We start from the raw sequence: 20961 nt of genomic DNA on the forward strand, positions 1-20961 counted from the left end.
AATTATAGTCGCAGCACAAAGCCCGAAAACCTCGGGCAATAACGATTAAAAGGCGAGCCGCAATGGAGACAATTGCGTTCCGCATGACCCTCAAACCGGGCATGCGCGATGAATACGAGCGGCGTCATCGTGAGATCTGGCCGGAACTGGCCGATGCGCTGCGTGCAGCCGGTATCCACGATTACTGGATCTTTCTCGACGAAACGAGCGGACACCTCTTCGCGACGCTCAAACGCGAACCCACGCACACGATGGACGCGCTGCCGGAATTGCCGGTCATGCGTCAATGGTGGGACAGCATGGCGGACCTGATGACGACCAACGCGGACAAGTCGCCCGAGGCGATTGCGCTCGCGCCGGTCTTTCATCTGCCCTGAACGCAAATTCGTTTCCTTCGGCGTCGAGCCGGACCATAGCGGCAAAAGGACACCATCATGCAGGTTGTCGATCCGCATATTCATCTCTGGGATCTCGCGACGCATCACTATCCGTGGCTCGCGAATCCGCAGACATCGTTCGTTGGCGACGCTAGGGCGCTCAAGCACGACTATCTGCTCGCCGATCTGCTGCGCGACGCACAAGAAATCGAAGTGCTGAAAGTGGTCCACGTGGACGCGAATCACGATCCGGCCGATCCGGTGGAGGAGACGCGCTGGCTGCAAGGCATCGCGGATGGCGAAGGGCGCGGGATGCCGAACGGCATCGTCGCGGGCGCGGATTTATCGGCGGATAACGCCGAAGCCGTGCTCGAAGCGCACGCGGCATTCGCGAACACGCGCGGCATCCGGCAGATTCTGAACGTGCACGCCGATCCGCTGTACGACTACGTCGGGCGGCATTATCTGCGCGACCCGGTGTGGCGCAAGAACTTCGCGTTGTTGCGGCGGCACCGGATGTCGTTCGATATGCAACTCTATCCGTCGCAGATGGAAGAGGCCGCCGCGCTCGCACGCGAGCACGACGAGACGCAGTTCGTCGTGAATCACGCGGGTATGTTCGTCGATCGTAATGCGGTGAGCGGATATCGCGCGTGGCGGGATGGCATGAAAGCGCTGGCCGCCTGCCCGAACGTCGCGGTCAAGATCAGCGGTCTCGCGATGTTCGATCATCACTGGACAGTCGAGAGCTTGCGGCCTTACGTGCTGGAAACCATCGACACGTTCGGTTGCGAGCGCGCGATGTTCGCATCGAATTTTCCGGTGGACCGCTTGTTCGCGACCTACGGTGCGCTCTGGAACGCGTATGCGTCGATTGTCGCGGATGCGAGCGCCGCCGAGAAAGACGCGCTGTTCGTGCGCAACGCGGAACGCATCTACCGGATCTGAGCGCATTGAATACGCGCGACACACGTACAAAGCAGGAGACGAGCATGACCACAATCACGCAGCCGAGGCTGGAACTCCGGCACGCGAGTAAATCGTTCGGGCGCGTGCGCGCGCTGAGCGACGGCAGTCTCGCGCTCTGGCCCGGCGAGGTGCATGCGCTGCTCGGCGAGAACGGCGCGGGAAAATCGACGCTGGTGAAACTGCTCGCGGGCGTTTATCAACCGGATACCGGCGAGTTGCTGATCGAAGGCACGGCGCGGCGTTTCGCGAATCCGGCGGAAGCGCGCGATGCCGGCCTTGCCGTGATCTATCAGGAACCGACGCTTTTCGCGGATCTTTCGATTGCCGAGAACATCTACATGGGCCGCCAGCCGCGCGACCGGCTGCGCCGGATCCGCTACGACGCGATGAACCATGAAGTCGATACGCTGCTCGCCTCGCTCGGCGTGAATCTGCGGGCGGAGCGGCTGGTGCGCGGGTTGTCGATCGCGGATCAGCAAGTGGTCGAGATTGCCAAGGCGCTGTCGCTCAACGCGAACGTGCTGATCATGGACGAACCGACCGCCGCGCTGTCGCTCACCGAAGTCGAGCGGCTTTTCAGCATCGTGCGGGCGCTGCGCGAACGCGACGTCGCCATTTTGTTCATCACGCACCGCCTGGACGAGGTGTTTGCCTTGACGCAACGCGTGACCATCATGCGCGACGGCGCGAAGGTCTTCGACGCGCTCACGCCCGACATGACGATCGATTCGATCGTAAGCAAGATGGTCGGCCGCGATCTCGATACGTTCTATCCGAAGGCCGATGTCGCGCCGGGCGAAGCGCGGCTTTCGGTGCGCGGACTGTCGCGCGACGGCGTGTTCAAGAATATTTCGTTCGACGTGCACGCGGGAGAAATCGTCGCGCTCGCCGGACTCGTCGGCGCGGGGCGCAGTGAAGTGGCGCGCGCGATCTTCGGGATCGATCCGGTCGATGCAGGCGAGGTGACGATTGCCGGCAAGCCGCTCGTGCTCGGACGTCCCGCCGATGCCGTCCGCGCCGGTCTCGCGCTCGTGCCGGAAGACCGCCGCGCGCAAGGGCTCGCGCTCGAACTCAGCATCGCGCGTAACGCGTCGCTCACGGTGCTCGGGCGGCTCATGAAGCACGGCTTGATCTCGGCGAAAAGCGAAACGGCGCTCGCCGCCGACTGGGGTGGCCGCTTGCGCCTGAAGGCATCGGATCTGGATGCGCCCGTCGGCACGCTGTCGGGCGGCAATCAGCAGAAAGTCGTGCTCGGCAAGTGGCTCGCGACGAACCCGAAGGTGCTGATTATCGACGAACCCACGCGCGGGATCGACGTGGGCGCGAAAGCGGAGGTGTATCGCACGCTCGCGGAACTCGTGCGCGAAGGCATGGCGGTGCTGATGATTTCGAGCGAACTGCCCGAAGTGCTCGGCATGGCCGACCGCGTGCTGGTAATGCACGAAGGCCGTATCAGCGCGGATATTTCGCGCGCCGATGCGAACGAAGAACGCGTAATGAGCGCGGCGCTCGGCGCGTCGCCACAAGAACTTGGGCGGGCCGCATGACTCGACACACTTCCACGATGCCCGCGATGCACGCACCCAAACCACGCCGCAATCTTTTCGCCGATCTGCTGCGCAGCCGCGAAGCGACGCTTTTCGCCGTGCTGATCGTGCTGATCGCGGCGACCGCGGCGGTCAAGCCGGACTTCCTGAATCTGCAGAATCTGCGGGACGTATTGCTCAATGTCGCGATTATCGGCTTGCTCACGGCGGGCATGACCGTCGTGATGCTGATGCGGCATATCGATCTTTCGGTCGCGTCGATTGTCGGCGTGAGCGCGTATTCGGTCGGCAGTCTCTTCGTGATGTTCCCGCATATGCCGGTGGTGGTGGCGATGCTCGCGGGCATCGGCGTCGGACTCGCGATCGGGGCGATCAACGGCGCGCTCGTCACGTTCGGGCAGGTGCCTTCGCTGGTCGCCACGCTCTCGACGCTCTATATCGTGCGCGGCGCGGATTACGCGTGGGTGCACGGCGGCCAGATCAACGCGACGAGCCTGCCCGATACCTTCGCGCTGATCGCAAGCGGCTCGATGCTCGGCGTGCCGAACCTCGTGCTGATTGCACTGGTGGTGTTGGTCGCGTTATCGGTGTATCTGAAGCAATATCGCGGTGGCCGCGAGCACTACGCGATCGGCTCGAACCCGGAAGCCGCGCGGCTAGCGGGTATCCGCACCGAGCGCCGCGTGATGATCGGCTTTCTGCTGTCCGGCGGGATTGCGGGTCTTGCGGGCGTCTTGTGGCTCGCGCGCTTCGGCACCGTCGATGCGAGCACGGCAAAGGGTATTGAACTGCAAGTGGTCGCGGCGGCGGTGGTGGGCAGCGTCGCGATCACGGGCGGCGTGGGCACGGCGCTCGGCGCCACGCTCGGCGCGCTGGTGCTCGGCGTGATCAATATTGCGCTCGTCGTGCTGCGCGTGTCGCCGTTCTGGCAGCAGGCTATCCAGGGCGCGCTGATTGTCGCGGCCATTGCGCTCGACACGATGCTCGCGCGCTCGGTCGCCAAACGAATGATGAGGAAACGCGATCATGGCTAAACCCGATTCCGCGCTCGCGACCACGAAGCGCCGTCACATGCAGTGGGAAGCGATGCTCGTCATCGTGCTCGTGGTGTCGCTCGTCGCCGGGCGCGTCATGTCGCCGGTGTTTTTGTCGGCGGCGAACATGTCGAACATGCTCGCTGATTTCACCGAGATCGCGCTGATCGCGCTGCCGATGACGCTTATCATCGTCGCGGCCGAGATCGATCTTTCGGTGGCGTCGGTGCTTGGCGCATCGAGCGCGTTGATGGGCGTTTTGTGGCACATGGGCTTGCCGATGCCGCTCGTGATCGCCATCGTGCTGGTCGCCGGAACGCTTGCCGGGCTGCTCAACGGCCTGGTGATCGTGCGCTTCAACTTGCCCTCGCTCGCGGTCACGATCGGCACGCTCGCTTTGTTTCGGGGCCTGGCGTACGTGCTGCTCGGCGATCAGGCCATCGCCGATTTTCCGCCCGCGTACACGGCGTTCGGTATCGATACGATCGCCGCGACTTTCCTGCCGATGCCGTTCGCGCTCGTGATTCTCGGCGCGATCGTGTTCACGGTGCTGCTGCAGGCCACGCCTTTCGGCCGCAGCCTCTACGCGATCGGTTCGAACCCGGTGGCCGCGCAATTTTCCGGCATCAACGTCGCGCGCACGAAGCTGCGGCTTTTCATGCTGTCGGGCGCGATGGCGGCGCTCGCGGGCGTCGTCTATACGCTGCGCTTCACGAGCGCGCGGGGCGACAACGGCGAAGGCTTCGAGCTGTCCGTCATCGCGGCGGTGCTGTTCGGCGGCGTCAGTATTTTCGGCGGACGCGGCTCGATGATCGGCGTGCTGCTGTCGCTGCTGATCATCGGCGTGTTGCGCAATGCGCTCACACTCTCCGACGTATCGAGCGAAACGCTTACCATCGTCACGGGCGCGCTGCTGCTGTCGTCCGTGCTGATACCGAATCTCGTCGCCCGCTGGCGAGTAATACGCGAAAAGCGCCTGATGACCCAGCCGCTTTCGCAAGCGAAGCAAGTTCCATAACCGGCGCGTCGAAGACTCCGCATCGAGCGGGGCCGCGCGCGACATCAGGAGACACAAGCATGTTCAGACCATTCAAGGCGATACGCGGACCGGTGCTATGCGCCGCGCTGCTGGCTGTGGGCGTCGCGATGTCCGCGAACGCGAATGCGGCCGGGCTGAAAAGCGGCCTCAAGATCGCCTTCGTACCGAAGCAGATCAACAACCCTTACGAGGTGATCGCCGACGACGGCGGCATGGCCGCGATCAAGGAGATGGGCGGGCAGGGCAAGGTGGTCGGGCCGTCGGATGCGGGCGCGTCGTCGCAGGTGCAATACATCAACACGCTTATCACGCAGCGGCAGGACGCGATCGTGATCGCGGCGAACGATGCCAACGCGGTCGTGCCGTATCTGAAGAAAGCGGTGGCGCAGGGTATCAAGGTCGTCACGTTCGACTCCGACACGGCGCCGGACGGCCGGCAGATTTTCGTGAATCAGGCGGACTCCGAGTCGATCGGACGTGGTCAGGTTCAACTGCTGTCGAAGCTGGTGGGCGGCGAGGGCGAGTTCGCCATTCTGTCGGCCACGCCGAACGCCACGAACCAGAACACGTGGATCAAGTGGATGCAGGAGGAACTCAAGAAGCCGGAGTATGCGAAGCTGAAGCTCGTGAAGATCGCCTACGGTAACGACGACGACCAAAAATCGTTCGTCGAAACGCAGGGCTTGTTGCAGGCGTATCCGAACCTGAAGGGCATCATTTCGCCCACGACGGTCGGGATCGCGGCGGCGGCGCGCTACATTTCGACGTCGCCCGCGAAGGGCAAGGTGATGGTCACGGGTCTCGGCACGCCGAACCAGATGCGCGCGTTCGTCAAGAACGGCACGGTCAAGGCGTTCCAGTTGTGGGATCCGGGTCAACTCGGTTATCTCGCGGCGTTCGCGGCGGCTAATCTCGCGTCGGGCACGATCACGGGCAAGGAAGGCGATTCGTTCGAGGCAGGCAAACTCGGCAAGCGCACGGTCGGCAAGAGCGGCGAGGTCATTCTCGGACCGCCGACCACGTTCGATAACAGCAATATCGATCAATTCAATTTCTGACCGATCGCTTCGCTTAAGAAAAAAGACGCCTCGTACCGAGGCGTCTTTTTTTTCGTCTTACTTCACCGGCGCGCCGCCGCGCAGCACTTGCACGGCCGTCGCCGAAACGAATTCGGCGCTGACGCTGTCGCCGACCTTGAGGTCGGCAAGCGAGACATCCGGTCCCGCCTGGAAGCTTTCCGTCCGGTTCGGTCCGCGCAGCGTGATGGTGCGCTTCGAGCGGTCCAGCTTCACGATAGTCGCGAGGATCTTCACGCGGCGTGCCGCCGCCGTGACGCCGCCGGACGCGGGAATGACCGCTGTTTCGTCCACGCGTTCGCGAATGCCGTTCGACTTCACCTTCGTCGCGCGGATCAGGAGCGCGTTTTGATACTGGATATTGAGCGTATCGCCGATCTGCAGCTTGGCGACGTCGCCCACCTGCGGATTCACGGCGAGATCCACGATCCGTCCGCGCGGACCTTGCAGCGTGACGCTGTTCGTCGCGGGGTCGATGCCGATCACCTTCGCCTGCACTTCCGCGATGGCCGCCGCGCCGACCGCGTCGGCCGAGGATGCGGGCGTTTGCGCGTAAGCCGTGCTCGCGAGGAGCGCGGCGGCGAGCGACGCGCTAATGGCGGTCCTGCGGATCAACGACGAATGTTTGAGCAACATGGAAACTCCCTCAAGGTAGACGCTCTTCGATGAGCGTCGATAAGGCGTTCCCGCGGGCGGGAAGCGCGTTCGAATGGGTTGCGGTACGCGGCGTCCGGGCGCTAGCGTTTCGACTTGGAGAGCACATGTCCCAGTCCCAGTTTCGTGGCGAGCTGCCACACGTAGACGCGGGAAAAGCGCACGCCGAACTTCTTTTCAATCACCGATCGCAGCCGTGCGTTCGTCCACGCGTCGCTCTCGAAACCGTACACGCGCGCCGAGTCCTGTAGCGCCGATGCAATCCACTTGAGCGCGTTTTCATCGAGCACCGAAACCCGCCCGCCGATGCCCAATTGCTTCAAGGCATCGAGTCCGTCCGCTTCGACGATCGCCCGATACCGTTTGACCGTCTGCCGCGAGAGATGCAGATGGTCGGCCACCTGCATGTCGGTCGCGCCATCCAGGATCATTCGCCCGGCGGTCATACGTCGCACAACGGTCGGCAGGTTGTCGGGCTGCGTTGGCATCTGCGCGCTCGGTGATGGTCGCGGGAGCGCGCTGGGACGCTGGCCGCCGCGCGCTGTCGTCGTGTCGAAACGGAATCTGCTTTGGGCCGCTGTAGTCGGCGTTATTCCGCTTGCGGATAAAAGATGCAAGCGGCGTGTTAGCTATCAATAATCGTTTTGTTCGATTTTCGGAAGAGAAATAGATAAATTTTCAGTCTTGATTTTCTCTCGTAACTATTCTATTTACGGGGTTTTATTGCGGGAATTAAACGCGCTTTTCCGTGAAACGAAACGCTCCATAATTGCGTTTGCCAAAAAAATTTCCTGGCAAATCGAAGACACGTTTGTTAGCATCTTTTAAACGCTGTAAGGTTGTGCTGTCTTAAGCCTCGTTCGGCATCCTTGTCCCCGAACGCGCGCCAGCAAACGCGCTGACGGTCCCTTCGCGTATCTGCGATCCGAAAGTAGGGAGGGCGGACTGTGAACCGATTAATCCGCTGAATCTCGCGCCGTGATCCGGCATTCGTAATTTTTATGCGCCCGCTTTAACCGCCGTAAGCCGGGCCGGAAGCGGCGTTTTATTGCCGATGACCGTTCCGTTTGGCATGAGCGGTGCCGTTCCCTTGAGTCAGGAACGTTAAATGAGAAAGCGTACTTTATTCGCCGTTCTTTTCTCGCAGTACGTCGTGGTTGCGCCGTCGCGGCGGGCCGCGTGCGTCCATGCGCATGTCGGCATTATCGGGGACCATGTGTGAAATCCGGCTACGCGCCGCGTCACGGACAACGAGGTCACGCGTTATCTCGGCAAGACCCTCGTGAACGGCGATACATCCGACAGCGCGCTCGGCGGTGCATTCGAATATCGCAGTGGCTTGATGGAATACCTGGACCTGACACTCGCCGTCGGCGCGGGTATTTACTAGGCGCTGAACGAACACAACGAAAGCACGTCGGCGGACCGGGCGAACATCGATTCTCGGGGCTTGTCTCGATCTCGGGTTCTTATCGTTTTACCGGTCACTGGGCCGCGCGGCCGATGCGGAATCGCGTCGTCACGCGGTACGACCGCGACACACCGGTGTAATCCTGGCGGGCATCGCGTACCGTTTTTGAAACCGCTTGCGAAGCGGTTTCACTTCATGCGGAAAGGTACTAGCTGGCTCGCGTGAGCATCACGATATACGTCACCGTGGACACCGCGATCACGCAAGCGCCGACGATGACTTTGCTGCTGTTGAACTCGATCAGTCCATTGACCGCGATGCCGATGCCGAACACCGCCGCCAGCGTGCCGATTGCCGCGACCAGCACCCGCAGCTTGTTACGCACCTGCATGCGTTCGTCGAGCCCGGCTGCGGATTTCCAGTGTCTGAGCTTCATGGCGTGTCCTTGTGCGTGGATGGTTCGGCGTCGGTAAGAGTGATTATAGGAAAGCCGATGAACATAGTCGGCACGACTTGCAAGTAACCGGAGCAGACCGATGACCCTTGCCTCATCTGCGGGACGAACGATGCGCGGCCGCGTGGCGCGCTCGCTCTTGCTTGCCGCTCTCCTCTGCGCGAACGCGCGGACGAGCATGGCGAGCGCCGTCGATCTGCCGAAATACTGCCCAGCATGGCGGGTTTAGGCGTTGGCTCGACGACGGACTACGCAGGCGGCAAGGATCGCATGATCGGCGTGGTGCCGGGCCTTCGTTACGTAACCGGCGGCGGGCGTCTGCTCGAATGGTACGGACCGTATGCCCAGTTCAACTTCGGCGACCTGACCGGATTTCAGTGGGGACCGGCGGGCTCGCTGCGGCTCGGACGCAAGGATGTCGACGACCCGGTCGTCGCGCAGATCCACGAGGTGCATACGACGGTTGAAGGCGGCGGATTCGTCGGCTACGAGTACATCAACACGGGCGGCGTGCCGTATCGGCTGCGCGGGTCGATGAGTGTCGTGACGAACGCGGGCGCGATCTACACCGGCGCCCGTGTCTCGCTGAACGGCAGCGCCTGGGTGCCGGTGCACTCGCGGGTATTCGCGGGCGTCGGACTCGGTGCGACGTGGGTGAGCGCGGGATTCAACCAGACCTACTTCGGCGTCACGCAGGACGACTCCGCGCGGAGCGGCTTGCCCGCATTCAGCCCGAGCGGCGGACTCGAACAGGTCACCGGATGGCTCGCCGCGATCTATCGGATCGACCCGCACTGGTTCGCGGGCGCGATGATCTACTACCAGCGCATCAGCGGGTCCGCCGCCGACAGTCCGATTGTCACGCAACGCGGCAACCGCAATCAGATCACCTACGGCGCGGGCGTGGCCTATGCATTCCGTTGATCGCTTGCAACCGAAATATCGCTTAGGGATGGGCAAAACCGCGCTGTCGTGGCGCGCGGCCAACATCGGCGGAGCGGCCGATGCGCGCACGAAATCGGTGTGCTAACTTTTCTTGCACGCGTATAGCCGACGTGCTTCACGTTTCCGGTTGGCGCGGTTTATCCCGAAGCTGATTGAGCGCTTCGTCTCGTTTTTTCGATACGCGGCGAGGCTTATGTTGCCTGTGCGGTGCCCTGTGAATGGAGATTTGCGATGCACGTTCAACGGTGGGTCGTGTTGGTCGCTTGTAGCGTGTTGCTGAGTCACATCGCCGAGGCCAAGAACCTCGGCAGCATCCCGGCGAAGGGTTCTGAACAGGGAACGGTCATGCTGAACGACGACCTCTCCACACTCGATTTTTGCAAAGGTCCCATCGCGTTCACGACGGATTCGCGACAACAGGCGCCGGTGGGTTGCTGGCGCAAGGTGCCCAATGGCGTGCGGATCTTCTGGGCGACGAAAACCGAAGCGTTCGTGCCGGACGGCGATATCAAATGGCTCGGTACGCCGCCAGCGGAAATGCGTCCATAGAAACGATGCCCGTATTTCGCGGGCACAAAAAAAAGCGGCTGGCTTCGTTGGAAGTCAGCCGCTTTTTTCATTGCGATCGCGGCGTGCCGCGTTCGCAATGCGCCTGAGGCAATCAATGCGCTTCGTGCTTGACGTGCTTTGCCGGCGGATGCTTATGGTGATGATGCGTCTTCGCGAACGAGACAGCGGGGACGGCGAAGGACGCCACGATAAGGACGGCGAGCGCTTTTTTCAGTGCGTTGTGCATGGATGAAACCCTGATGATCGAAAGGAATGAAAGCAAGAGGCGATACGCTTTTCAGCGCATCAGGAGTCTAACGCGCCAGTTAGCAATCCGGACGACATGGCGTCGCGTGAGAACGACACTTTAGTGGCGAATGTGCCGCCCATTTCATCAGATCAAAGCGCGCGGCGCGTTTGCATGGGCGATCCCGCACGCGGCGAGGTTATGATTTTTCTTCTGCGATGAAACCGGCTTCCAATCATTTCGCACACGACCATGACCGAACGCCTTCCGCCCTTCGATATCCCCAACGCCACCGACGCGCAACGCACCGTTCTCGAAGAAATCCTGAGCGGTCCGCGCGGCAATCTGAACGGGCCGTTTCTCGCGTGGATCCGAAGCCCCGATTTCGCGGTACATGCACAGCGGCTCGGCGCATTCTGCCGTTATCGCACGGGACTTCCGCTGCGGCTTTCCGAACTCGCAATTCTCGTGACCGCCGCGCACTGGCGCTCGCAGGGCGAGTGGTTCATTCATCATCCGATCGCGCTGGAAGCCGGCGTGCCGGCGGATGTCGCGGAAGCGATTCGCGTCGGCGAGACACCTGCGTTCGATTACGCGGACGCCGCCGACGACGCCCTCGTCCACGCGTTCGCGATGGAGTTGCACGAAACGAAGCGCGTCGGCGATGCCACGTATGCGCGCGCCATCGAACGTTTCGGCGAGACGGTCGTGGTCAACCTGACGGGATTGCTCGGCTACTACGCGATGGTCGCGATGACGCTGAACGTGTTCGGCATGCGCGCAGAAGGGCAGGACACGTTGCCGTTCGAGGAATAAACGGCGTGCCGGAAATCGCGCGGATGGCGTGCGTCAGGCAATAGCTCGCGCCGCCGGCTCATGCCGGAAGATCCCGAGGCCGAGCGTTAGCGGTCCAGGATTAACAATGAATTTGATTTGCGCGTCCGAGATGGACAAAACCCGACAAAACCCGACAAACCGGCCATTTCGGCCGATGCATTACCTGGAATATCAGACGGATAACGTAACTCAATATCCCGCCGATCGTCGAATCGGCCGAATCCGTCAAACCCGATAAAACTCGATATCCTGCCCGGCGTGTACGGCACGCTTCAGCCATTCGGGCATATCGCCCATGCCGTCCCAGGTATCGCCGCTCGCATTTCTGAATGCAGGCGTCGCGCCATTCTGCGTGGCGGGCATTTGAGGCATGGTGGGTAACGCACGCTTGGCTTGCGTGTTCGCGCCATTGCTTTTTAAAGCGATGGCGGGTTCGGGAACGGGCGTATCGGCCAGTGCTTCGGCCAGCGCGGTTTCGGTAATGCCGAACTCAGCCATACGGCTGCGCAAATAGGCAATGATGCTGTCTCGCTTTCTTTCGTCCACGGCTGTCCTGATTCAGCTTTTACTTTCTGCTAGGCGAGCCGGAATCCCGCGCGGACCGGGCGGCTCGATGAATTGAAATGAGTTTCACAAAGCGTGGCGTGCGGCGAACCGCTCGTCAATTAGTGTAATACCGCAATCGCCGTTTTTCGAGTGAATCGCTGAAAAGGGCGTTGTCGCGCGGATGGCTCATGCGTGGCTGGGGTCGATGCGAACGATGCGCGCATGTCACGGAAATGTGTGGACCCGGCCGGTCGCGCCAAGGCGCGGCAAATATCTCAATGCGCGCTATTGTAAGCGCTAAATCATTTTAGCGATTATGTTGTTCGCCTGGCAATTCCGCTCCGTGCGCCCGAATCGCGGCAATCAATTCCGCCGGCGTGATTTCATAGCGGACCTCGCGATGAATTCCCGCCTTGCGTTCATCGACTTCGATTAAAAGAACGGCCTTGCCGTCGGCGGCCGGTTCCAGACGCAAGGTGCGTAATTCCTGACCGGTTGCTTCATCGCGCTCCGTCAGCAAGGTCATCGATCCTGTGGCGGGACTTCTCGGCATCGCGTTCTCCAGTCTGATTTGCAGTGTCGTTTTTCTGGTGTCCCCATGCCGCGTGATGCACAAAAACCGGGCATGCGACTAGGCGGTGCGGGCGTGACAGACGCAGCGATGCTGCGTGCGGCCATCGCGCCCTCCACCTCATTATTGCTTGCCAAAACGATGCGCGTCCAGCATCGCACGCGTCGCCGGACGCCTTGCCGATTCAACGCGCGGCGAGCGCCTCGCGCGCTTCGGTCGTGATTTCAAACGAACGCAGGCGCGCGGCGTGATCGAAGATCTGCGCGGTGACCATCAGTTCGTCCGGCTGCGTTTGTTCGATCAGCGAAGCAAGCCCGGCTTCCACGCGCGCCCGGTCGCCGACGACCGAACACGCGAGCGAGTGCTCGACGCCCGCGCGCTCGGCCTCGCTCCACGCGATCTGCGCGGAGGGTGGCGGCAACTGGCCGGGCGTGCCGCGCCGCAGATTGATGAACTGCTGCTGGAGCGACGTGAAAAGCAGTTCGGCGTCCTCCTGACGATCGGCGGCGAAGACGTTCACGCCGACCATCGCGTAAGGGCGTTCGAGCGTCTTCGACGGCCGGAATTGCGCGCGATAAACTTCCAGCGCGGTCAGCAGATAATCGGGCGCGAAATGGGATGCGAACGCGAAAGGCAGCCCGAGCGCGGCGGCGAGCTGCGCGCTGAATAGCGACGACCCGAGCAGCCAGATCGGCACGTTCAGGCCCGCGCCCGGCACCGCGCGCACGCGCTGGCCTTCGACCGGATCGGCGAAATAGCGCTGCAGTTCCACCACGTCGTCGGGGAAACTGTCCGCGCTGCCTTGCAGATCACGGCGCAGCGCGCGTGCCGTGGTCTGATCGGTGCCGGGCGCGCGGCCGAGGCCCAAATCGATCCGCCCCGGGAACAGCGACGCGAGCGTCCCGAACTGCTCGGCGATCACGAGCGGCGCGTGATTCGGCAGCATCACGCCGCCCGAGCCGACGCGAATGGTCTTCGTGCCGCCGGCGATATGGCCGATCACGACCGATGTCGCGGCGCTCGCGATGCCGGTCATGTTGTGGTGTTCGGCGAGCCAGTAGCGCAGGTAGCCCCATTTTTCGGCGTGCTGCGCGAGATCGAGCGAATGGCGGAAGGCGTCGGCGGCGGTTGCGCCGGCCGGAATCGGAGATAAATCGAGAACTGAAAAGGGAATCATCACGGCGTCCAGAACGTCGCACGACGGGAGCGCCGCGCGGGTTAAAGGACGATTGTGCCGAAACTCGGCATTTCCTGCCGATCGCGGCCGTTGCGTCTTTACGCGAGCCGCGGATAGCCGAGCGCGATCGCTTCGCGCTCGATATCGCCGATCACGCCGTAATCGCTCGCCGGAAGCCGAGCGAATCCGCGCAGTTTGAGCTGGCGCGCGAGTGCGGGCTGATCGCGTACGGCGTCGTCGAGTGCTTGGGCGATCCGGCCGATCGCCTCGTCCGGCAACGCATTCGACGCGATCAACGGCAGGCCCGGCGCGCTCCGCGTGCGGCCGATCACCCGCACGAGCGCCGCCAGTTCCGGTAAATGCTCGCGCACGAAGGCGAACGTGACGGCGTCGATGGCGGCGACATCCGCATTCCGCTCCACGGCGAGCGCATGAAGCGAGGCGAGGTGCGCACCCGTTTTCAGCACCGACGAAAAGAACGGCCGTCCTTCCGCGAACGGCGCGACGGTGTGCCGCAGCAAGTTCATGCCGCTGTTGGAATCGTCGTCGTTATAGGCGGCGCGCAGGCCATGGCAATCCGCGATTCGCGTGGCATCGACGTGCGCGCCGGCCACGATCACGCTGTGATACGCGCCGTGCTCGCCGCCGTCGATATCGAATACGGGCGTTGCGACCACGCGCACGCGGCCCGCCAGCGCGTGAACGAGCGGATAACCGCACGTTTGCGAGAGGAGGAGATCGTCGCGTAACCAGTACGCGGCGAGCGGCTCGCCGGGCGCGGGCGGCGCGATCGCGAGCGTGTCGCCGAGCGCGCCGAACCATGGCGCAAGCCGTGCGAGGACGTCGGCGAGGAGCGCGTTCCAGCCGTCGCGTAGCAGGGGCGTGACGTTGTACATCGGCAGGCTGGCGACGCGTTTCATGCCGCGCGGCCTCCTGTTTTATCCGGCAAGGCGCGCCGAGCGATCGTTCCAGGCGCGGCGAGTGGTATCGATGGCATCGTCGTGATGAAGGTCGAGCAGGGGTTCGGGCGCATTGTCGAGCGGATGACGCGCGGGCGCGACCGCTGTCACGGCGAAGCGCAGCAGCCATTCGCGATACCCACGCACGATAAAACCGCCATTGTGCGCAAGATAAGCGTCCCGCCGCCGATGATAAACCGCTGGCAGGTCGAACCACGGCACGCCCGGCAGCGCGTGATGCACGGCGTGGAAATTGTTGTTCAGAAAAAGCAGACGCCAGGGCCACGCGGCTTCGTTGATCACCGTGCGCTCGCCGACTTCGCGGGCCGCGCGATGTTCCTGAAACGAACGAATCGTGCCGAGCGCGAGCGCCGGATAGCCGATGCCGAACACCAACGCCGCCCAGCCGATGCCGCAGCGCGTCTGCAGCCACGCGGCCAGCGCGCCGAGCGCGGCGAGATGAAACGCCCAGCTCGCCGCCGCGCGCCAGTCGCCGCGCCGCACGGCGGCGACGCCATCGGCGAGCGCGGTCGCCACCGAAAACCACGGACCGATCGCCACGCGGCCGATAAACGTGTTGCGCGCCCGCAGCAGCAGGCGGACCGGCGGCGCGGCGCGCTCCCAGTGTTGCGCGGACACGAAGTAGCTCTCGGGATCGAGATCGGGATCGGTCAGGTGCGCGTCGTCGTGATGACGCAGATGCGATTCGCGATACACGGCGTAGGGAAAAAACACGGCAAGCGGCGCGAGACCGAAAAGCGCGTTGAGCCATGCAAAACGGGTCGGATGGCCGTGCAGCAGTTCATGCTGCAGCGACATGTACCAGCACGACAGCACCGCGAGCACCGGGAGCGCAAGCGCGAGTCCCATCGCACGCGCGTTCGCCGCGACGCCAAACCAGCCGCCGTAAATCGTCGCGATCAGTAGCCACGTGGGCCATTGCGTGCGGCCGCGCCAGGTCGCGCGCATCCGCTGAAGTTCGTTCTGCTGGGCTGGATCGAGATAGACGGGCATAGAAATCGGGCAAAACAAGGCGTTCCGGCATGGTAGCCACGCGCGCCGGGCCGCCCAACCAACGATTGCCGCTAACGTTCTGCCGAATCGGGGAATATCGAAATGAGGCTTGGCGGTGCAGCGAGGCCAACGCACGCCTTTTCTTGGAATGTTTGATAATTTTCCGCACTCGTTCGATTTATTGTCATGGGGCCAAAGCACGTTATTCTTGAGGCCTTTGACAATTTTCCGCACTCGCATGAAAACTCCGCCCGGCTTCGCGACAATCCGCCCGATCACGACCCGATCCGGCGATACGGGCCGGTTTTCGGGCAAGGCACTCTGGATGTTCGGCGCGCTCGTCGGTGTCAATCTGCTTGCCTGGGCATGGGCTTTCATCGCGTTCCGGCATTTCCCGGTGCTGCTCGGCACCGCGCTGCTCGCGTATTCGCTGGGTTTGCGGCACGCGGTAGACGCCGACCATATTGCCGCCATCGACAACGTCACCCGCAAGCTGATGCAGGCCGGCCGCCGTCCGCTCGGCGCCGGCTTTTTCTTTTCGCTCGGCCATTCGACGGTCGTCTTGATCGCGACCGCGCTGATCGCCGCGACCGCGCTCGCAATGCAGGGCCGGCTCGCGGATTTCAAGGAAATCGGCGGGGTGATCGGCACATCGGTGTCGGCGCTGTTTTTGTTCGCGATCGCCGCGATGAATTTGATCGTGCTGCACGGCGTCTGGCAGGCGTTCAAGCGCGTGCGCCGGGGTGAGCCGTATCAGGCGGCCGATCTCGATCTGCTCGCGAGCGGCGGCGGGTTTTTTTCGCGTCTGTTAAAGCCGTTGTTCCGGCTCATCACGAAAAGTTGGCATATGTATCCGCTCGGGCTGCTATTCGGCCTTGGCTTCGATACGGCAACAGAGATCGGCCTGATGGGCATCGCGGCGGCGGAAGCGGCGCGCGGCATGTCGGTGTGGTCGATACTCGTGTTTCCGGTGCTGTTCGCGGCGGGCATGTCGCTCGTCGATACCGCCGACAGCATGCTGATGATCGGCGCGTATGGGTGGGCGTTCATGAAGCCGATCCGCAAGCTTTACTACAACTTGACCGTCACGCTTATTTCGGTGGTGATCGCGGTGCTGATCGGCGGGATTGAGGCGCTGGGATTGATCGCCGGCAAGTTGCAGCTCAAGGGCGGGGTTTGGGACGTGGTCGGCGCGCTGTCGGAGCATTTCGGCACGCTCGGGTATTTGATCGTCGGGGTGTTTGTTGTGGCTTGGGTGGTTTCTGCGGCGATCTATAAATGGCGTCGGTACGATGAGCTCGATCAGGGGGTTGCGCGGTGAGGGCGGGGTTGGTCGGGTTGAGGTACGCCGTTTGATGTTGTTCCGCTTCTCGGGAACTTGCTTTCGTGTGGGCCTGTTGGCTCGTCGATGTGCTCGGCAGCAGGGGTTTTGGTTTGCTGGCGCCGTTGCTTTTGATTGCCTGTGCTTTTTGGGTTGCTTTCGTGTCGGTTTATTAGCGCGTCGCTGTGCTCCGCAGCGGTGGGTTTTGGTTTGCTGGTGCCGTTTGCTTTTGTTTTCCTGTGCTTTTTGGGAACTTGCTCTCGCGCCGGTTTATTAGCGCGTCGCTGTGCGCGGCAGCATCGGGTTCTGGTTTTCTCGTGCCGTTTGCTTTTGTTTGCACGCGCTTCTTGTGAACTTGCTTTCGTGTAGGTCTATTAGCTCGCCGCTATGCGCGGCAGCAGTCACTTTCTTTGCTGCTGCAAAGAAAGTAACCAAAGAAAGCAGCTTATCCGTCTAAGTGTCCACCACGAATAACCTCGCGGATAGGCGCGCAAGCTGACCAGGCTAACTCGGCTTCTCTGGTTTTGGCACAGCACCTGTCAGTTCCATCCTCGCTGCACTCGGACGACGGACACATCCAACAACCGCGGTCGGTTTGTTTGGTTTTGGTTTTGGTTTTGGTTTTGGTTTTGGTTTTGGTTTGTTTGGTTATGCCGTTCCGGCAGGCACTTTGTGCCTGCGGGGATGGATGAGTGGCTCCACTCTGTAGTGTGGTGCGATGGCCGAATCAGCTTGCGCACCACTCCGGGTTAATGCCAGTGGTGGACACTTAGACGGTCACGCTGCTTTCTTTGCTTACTTTCTTTGCAGCAGCAAAGAAAGTGAGTCCCGCCCCGGACAGGGGCATCGCTAATAAACGCACACGAACGCAAGTTCCCAAGAAGCGCTAAACGACAAAAGCAAAGAGCGCCAGCAAAACCAAAACCGCCGCCCCGGACAGGGGCATCGCTAATAAACGCACACGAAAGCAAGTTCCCAGGAAGCGCTAAACGACAAAACCAAAGAGCGCCAGCAAACCCAAAACCGCCGCCCCGTACAGTGGCATCTCTAATAAACGCACACGAAAGCAAGTTCCCAAGAAGCGCTAACCGACAAAACCAAAAAGCGCCAGCAAAACCAAAACCGCCCCCAAGCGCCAGCGACCTACTTATTGCTCCCCGCCCCGGTCCCGTAAAGCCCATTATTAAACCCGCCGGCACCGTCGGACTTGTGTCCCTGACTCCCGGTCTTGCCGCGCTGTCCCCCGGCGGCATCCTTCGATTGTGGCTTGTGCGATTCTTGTTCGGCCGGCGCGCCGGCCTGCGGCGCGCTGCCCATCGCGCTGCTGCGGCTTTCCTGCTGCTCCGATCCGGTATTGCTCTGGATCTGCGCGAAGCCGCAAGTACTCGCGAAAAGGAACGCGCCGCCGATCAAGGCCGCAGCGAAATACCGCGACGGCGCACGATCCGTGGCGAGGCGGGCGGAGCCGGTGAAGGCGGCGAGGGTCGAACGGGTCATGGCGCTCCCTGATGCTGGGTTGGTGAGTTGGTGGGTTGAATAACCAACCTTACAGCACGGAAGATGCCCGATGCGCCGATCCGTCACACTTGAACAGCCGAGTAAAACCATGACGTGCGCGGTGCGCGGCGCCCGTCCGATCAAGTCGCGCCAAAGGCGCGAAAGGCGAAAGCGGTGCGTCAGGCCGCTTTCGCCCAAAGCCTGTTGGTGGTCTTTTTGCGCGACGGCGTGGTGTCGCGCGGCCCGTGAGCGATCGTGTCGAGCGCGCGGCGCAACGTCTCGACCTGACGCTTTTGCGCCGGCACGAGCGCGTAAGTGGATGCCACCGCCGCCAGCCGCTCATGCCAATATCCGACATTCAGCGCTCCCGGCGCGTGCTGCCGCATCGCCCTGAGTTGCGCGAGCGCGCGTTCGATATGCTGCAACTCCGTATCCGCCATCGACGCAGGCAGCAATCGTCCCTTGGTCTCGGATCTGATCTTTTTCATCTGTACCACCGTGTTCGCCACGCGGCGTCGGCATTCGAACACGCTGGTCCGAAGCCACATGGGCACCCCGTACATCTGCACGCTCGAGCGGCATGGCAGATGGCCCCCGGTTCTGTTTCGACCGTTTGTAAAAATGTACGCAACCGGGTATCGACCGATCAGTCTGCAATCGCACACTGATCGCTGGAATGACCGCTGGCGGGCGTCGCGCGTTCATGCGGCGCAACGGTATCGGCGTCGCGCGCGGGTTTTACGGCATTGCAGGCATTTTTGGGACGGCACAGAATTGAAGGCTTTTTCGCCGGACGTCCGCGTGATCCGTGGCGTCCGGCTTGGCCCGCAGAGAAAGATTCGGGCCGAACCTGCGCCCGCCCAAATTTTTTCCGGGACAGGTTCCATGACGTGGCGCAACCCGCGCCGCTTTCGCGAACACAAGACCGACGAGGTAGTGATGCAACTGAACGACATTCTCGACACGCTGGGCGTCGATCTCGGCCGCCACCGCGGCGAAGCGCTTACCGCGCGTTCGCCGCGCGACGGCGCAACCCTCGCGACGCTCGCCGCCGATACCCCCGCCGACGCCGCCGCCAAGATCGACGCGGCCCACGCCGCGTTCCTGACCTGGCGCACGGTGCCCGCGCCGCAGCGCGGCGAACTGGTGCGCGTGCTCGGCAACGTGCTGCGGGCGAACAAGGCGGCGCTCGGCCGGCTCGTCACGCTGGAGGCGGGCAAGATTGCGTCGGAAGGGCTGGGCGAAGTGCAGGAAATGATCGATATCTGCGATTTCGCGGTCGGACTGTCGCGCCAGCTATACGGTCTGACGATCGCGTCCGAACGTCCCGGTCATCGGATGATGGAAACCTGGCATCCGCTCGGCGTGTGCGGCGTGATCTCGGCGTTCAATTTTCCGGTGGCCGTGTGGTCGTGGAACGCGGCGCTCGCGCTCGTGTGCGGCGATTCGGTCGTGTGGAAGCCGTCCGAAAAGACGCCGCTGACCGCGATCGCCTGCCAGGCGCTCTTTGAAAAAGCGCTCGCCGAGTTCGCGAAGACGCATCCGGGCGTGGCGCCCGAAGGCTTGAGCCAGTTGCTGATCGGCGGGCGCGAGGTGGGCGAAGTGCTGGCGCAGTCGCCGCAGGTGCCACTCGTCAGCGCGACCGGCAGCGTGCGGATGGGCATGGAAGTGGCGCAGGTGCTGGCGAAGCGGCTCGGGCGCAGCATCCTCGAACTCGGCGGCAATAACGCGATGATCGTCGCGCCGAGCGCGGATCTCGACCTCGTGGTGCGCGGCGTCACGTTCTCGGCGGTCGGCACGGCGGGGCAGCGCTGCACGACGTTGCGGCGGCTGATCGTGCATCGGAGTATCGCGGATGCGTTGTTGCCGCGCCTCGAAAAAGCGTTCGCGTCGGTGAAGGTGGGCGATCCGCTCGATGCCGACACGCTCGTCGGCCCGCTGATCGACCGCGCGGCGTTCGAGGGCATGCAAAAGGCGCTTGGCGATGCGCGCGAGCAGGGCGGCGCGGTGACGGGCGGCGAGCGGGTCGAGGTGGGCGCACACACGGACGCGTTCTATGTGCGTCCGGCGCTCGTGCGGATGCCGACGCAAAGCGCGGTGGTCGAGCGCGAGACGTTTGCACCGATTCTGTACGTGCTGACCTACGACACCTTCGATCAGGCGCTCGCGTTGCAGAATGGCGTGCCGCAGGGGTTGTCGTCGGCGATCTTTACCAATGACATGCGCGAGGCCGAGTTGTTCATGTCGTCGGCGGGGAGCGATTGCGGGATCGTCAATGTGAATATCGGGACGAGTGGCGCGGAGATTGGCGGCGCGTTTGGGGGCGAGAAGGAGACGGGTGGCGGACGGGAATCCGGCTCGGACGCTTGGAAGGGATATATGCGGCGGGCGACCAATACGATCAACTACAGTCGCGAGTTGCCGCTCGCGCAGGGCGTGCGGTTTGAGGTTTAGCGCGGAGGCGGGGCGGGGCGGGTTTGGGTTGGGGTTGGGGTTTGGTCGTTCAGCGCTTTCTGGGAACTTGCACTGGATTGGTCTGCTGGCGCCCTCTGCTTTTGTTTGCCTGTGCTTCCTGGGAACTTGCTTTCGTGTAGGTCTATTAGCACGCCGCTGTGCGCGGCGGCAGTCACTTTCTTTGCTGCTGCAAAGAAAGTAACCAAAGAAAGCAGCTTATCCGTCTAAGTGTCCACCTCGAATGGTTTCCGGGAGTGGTGCGCAAGCTGATTCGGCCATCTCG

At 62.6% G+C, this 20961-nt stretch carries 22 protein-coding genes; 11 read left to right on the forward strand and 11 right to left on the reverse strand.

Annotated features, from left to right (window positions below; all coding sequences use genetic code 11):
• The first annotated feature begins 62 nt into the window (after positions 1-62).
• Genes rhaM through rhaS form a run of 6 tightly spaced genes read left to right on the forward strand, consistent with a single transcriptional unit; the run spans position 63 to position 6024 of the window.
• Positions 63-377 carry an L-rhamnose mutarotase gene (rhaM, locus tag AC3D25_RS25615; RefSeq protein WP_488891288.1) on the forward strand — a complete coding sequence of 105 codons (315 nt, stop codon included), beginning with the start codon at positions 63-65 and terminating at the stop codon, positions 375-377.
• Between the two features lie 57 nt (positions 378-434).
• The gene (locus AC3D25_RS25620; protein ID WP_488891289.1) at positions 435-1325 is read left to right on the forward strand and encodes an amidohydrolase family protein; all 891 of its coding nucleotides are present in this window, start codon (positions 435-437) and stop codon (positions 1323-1325) included.
• A 44-nt stretch (positions 1326-1369) separates the two neighbouring features.
• Entirely contained in the window at positions 1370-2893 is a 1524-nt protein-coding gene (locus AC3D25_RS25625; RefSeq protein ID WP_488891290.1) for a sugar ABC transporter ATP-binding protein, read from the forward strand.
• Entirely contained in the window at positions 2890-3927 is a 1038-nt protein-coding gene (locus tag AC3D25_RS25630; RefSeq protein ID WP_488891291.1) for an ABC transporter permease, read from the forward strand. The genes AC3D25_RS25625 and AC3D25_RS25630 overlap by 4 nt, the downstream gene beginning before the upstream one ends.
• Complete coding sequence (locus AC3D25_RS25635) at positions 3920-4945, forward strand: ABC transporter permease (protein WP_488891292.1); 1026 nt, start codon at positions 3920-3922, stop codon at positions 4943-4945. Before AC3D25_RS25630 ends, AC3D25_RS25635 begins: the two co-directional genes overlap by 8 nt.
• Positions 4946-5004: 59 nt before the next feature.
• Positions 5005-6024: a rhamnose ABC transporter substrate-binding protein gene (gene rhaS / locus AC3D25_RS25640; protein WP_488891293.1), complete on the forward strand. Its 1020-nt coding sequence runs from the start codon at positions 5005-5007 to the stop codon at positions 6022-6024.
• Positions 6025-6081: 57 nt separating this feature from the next.
• Here rhaS and AC3D25_RS25645 read toward each other — a convergent pair whose 3' ends face one another.
• The 3 genes from AC3D25_RS25645 to AC3D25_RS25655 all read right to left on the reverse strand — a co-directional run bounded on the left by AC3D25_RS25645 (position 6082) and on the right by AC3D25_RS25655 (position 8543).
• The gene (locus tag AC3D25_RS25645) at positions 6082-6678 is read right to left on the reverse strand and encodes a hypothetical protein (protein WP_488891294.1); all 597 of its coding nucleotides are present in this window, start codon (positions 6676-6678) and stop codon (positions 6082-6084) included.
• A 101-nt stretch (positions 6679-6779) separates the two neighbouring features.
• On the reverse strand, positions 6780-7184 hold the full coding sequence (locus AC3D25_RS25650; RefSeq protein ID WP_488891295.1) for a helix-turn-helix domain-containing protein: 405 nt from the start codon (positions 7182-7184) through the stop codon (positions 6780-6782).
• A 1131-nt stretch (positions 7185-8315) separates the two neighbouring features.
• The gene (locus AC3D25_RS25655; protein ID WP_488891296.1) at positions 8316-8543 is read right to left on the reverse strand and encodes a DUF2964 family protein; all 228 of its coding nucleotides are present in this window, start codon (positions 8541-8543) and stop codon (positions 8316-8318) included.
• Positions 8544-8777: 234 nt separating this feature from the next.
• Here AC3D25_RS25655 and AC3D25_RS25660 point away from each other — a divergent pair, with 234 nt between their 5' ends.
• Positions 8778-9485, forward strand: coding sequence for a MipA/OmpV family protein (locus tag AC3D25_RS25660; RefSeq protein WP_488891297.1), 708 nt, complete (start codon positions 8778-8780; stop codon positions 9483-9485).
• 252 nt (positions 9486-9737) lie between these two features.
• A complete protein-coding gene (locus AC3D25_RS25665; protein WP_488891298.1) occupies positions 9738-10055 on the forward strand; it encodes a hypothetical protein in 318 nt (105 codons plus the stop codon).
• 112 nt (positions 10056-10167) lie between these two features.
• On the opposite strand, the gene AC3D25_RS25670 is transcribed toward AC3D25_RS25665, so the two are convergent.
• A complete protein-coding gene (locus tag AC3D25_RS25670) occupies positions 10168-10302 on the reverse strand; it encodes a hypothetical protein (RefSeq protein WP_488891299.1) in 135 nt (44 codons plus the stop codon).
• A 252-nt stretch (positions 10303-10554) separates the two neighbouring features.
• Here AC3D25_RS25670 and AC3D25_RS25675 point away from each other — a divergent pair, with 252 nt between their 5' ends.
• The gene (locus AC3D25_RS25675; protein WP_488891300.1) at positions 10555-11118 is read left to right on the forward strand and encodes a carboxymuconolactone decarboxylase family protein; all 564 of its coding nucleotides are present in this window, start codon (positions 10555-10557) and stop codon (positions 11116-11118) included.
• Between the two features lie 246 nt (positions 11119-11364).
• Here the strand turns inward: AC3D25_RS25675 and AC3D25_RS25680 are convergent, their stop codons facing one another.
• The 5 genes from AC3D25_RS25680 to AC3D25_RS25700 all read right to left on the reverse strand — a co-directional run bounded on the left by AC3D25_RS25680 (position 11365) and on the right by AC3D25_RS25700 (position 15406).
• The gene (locus tag AC3D25_RS25680; RefSeq protein WP_488891301.1) at positions 11365-11685 is read right to left on the reverse strand and encodes an H-NS family nucleoid-associated regulatory protein; all 321 of its coding nucleotides are present in this window, start codon (positions 11683-11685) and stop codon (positions 11365-11367) included.
• A gap of 307 nt (positions 11686-11992) precedes the next feature.
• Positions 11993-12211, reverse strand: a complete 219-nt coding sequence (locus AC3D25_RS25685; RefSeq protein ID WP_488891302.1) for a hypothetical protein — start codon at positions 12209-12211, stop codon at positions 11993-11995.
• A gap of 229 nt (positions 12212-12440) precedes the next feature.
• The gene (locus AC3D25_RS25690) at positions 12441-13433 is read right to left on the reverse strand and encodes a luciferase-like monooxygenase (protein ID WP_488891303.1); all 993 of its coding nucleotides are present in this window, start codon (positions 13431-13433) and stop codon (positions 12441-12443) included.
• A gap of 98 nt (positions 13434-13531) precedes the next feature.
• Entirely contained in the window at positions 13532-14353 is an 822-nt protein-coding gene (locus AC3D25_RS25695; RefSeq protein WP_488891304.1) for a phosphate/phosphite/phosphonate ABC transporter substrate-binding protein, read from the reverse strand.
• Positions 14354-14371: 18 nt separating this feature from the next.
• On the reverse strand, positions 14372-15406 hold the full coding sequence (locus AC3D25_RS25700; protein ID WP_488891305.1) for a fatty acid desaturase: 1035 nt from the start codon (positions 15404-15406) through the stop codon (positions 14372-14374).
• A 325-nt stretch (positions 15407-15731) separates the two neighbouring features.
• Here AC3D25_RS25700 and AC3D25_RS25705 point away from each other — a divergent pair, with 325 nt between their 5' ends.
• Entirely contained in the window at positions 15732-16727 is a 996-nt protein-coding gene (locus tag AC3D25_RS25705) for a HoxN/HupN/NixA family nickel/cobalt transporter (RefSeq protein WP_488892154.1), read from the forward strand.
• 1143 nt (positions 16728-17870) lie between these two features.
• On the opposite strand, the gene AC3D25_RS25710 is transcribed toward AC3D25_RS25705, so the two are convergent.
• Both AC3D25_RS25710 and AC3D25_RS25715 read right to left on the reverse strand, forming a co-directional pair.
• Positions 17871-18224, reverse strand: a complete 354-nt coding sequence (locus tag AC3D25_RS25710) for a beta-xylosidase (RefSeq protein WP_488891306.1) — start codon at positions 18222-18224, stop codon at positions 17871-17873.
• Positions 18225-18403: 179 nt separating this feature from the next.
• A complete protein-coding gene (locus AC3D25_RS25715; protein WP_488891307.1) occupies positions 18404-18712 on the reverse strand; it encodes a hypothetical protein in 309 nt (102 codons plus the stop codon).
• Between the two features lie 451 nt (positions 18713-19163).
• On the opposite strand from AC3D25_RS25715, the gene amaB reads away from it, so the two are divergent.
• Positions 19164-20678: an L-piperidine-6-carboxylate dehydrogenase gene (gene amaB, locus AC3D25_RS25720; protein WP_488892155.1), complete on the forward strand. Its 1515-nt coding sequence runs from the start codon at positions 19164-19166 to the stop codon at positions 20676-20678.
• The last annotated feature ends 283 nt before the right edge of the window (positions 20679-20961 follow it).

It is taken from the genome of Caballeronia sp. SL1002 (genome assembly GCF_057814995.1).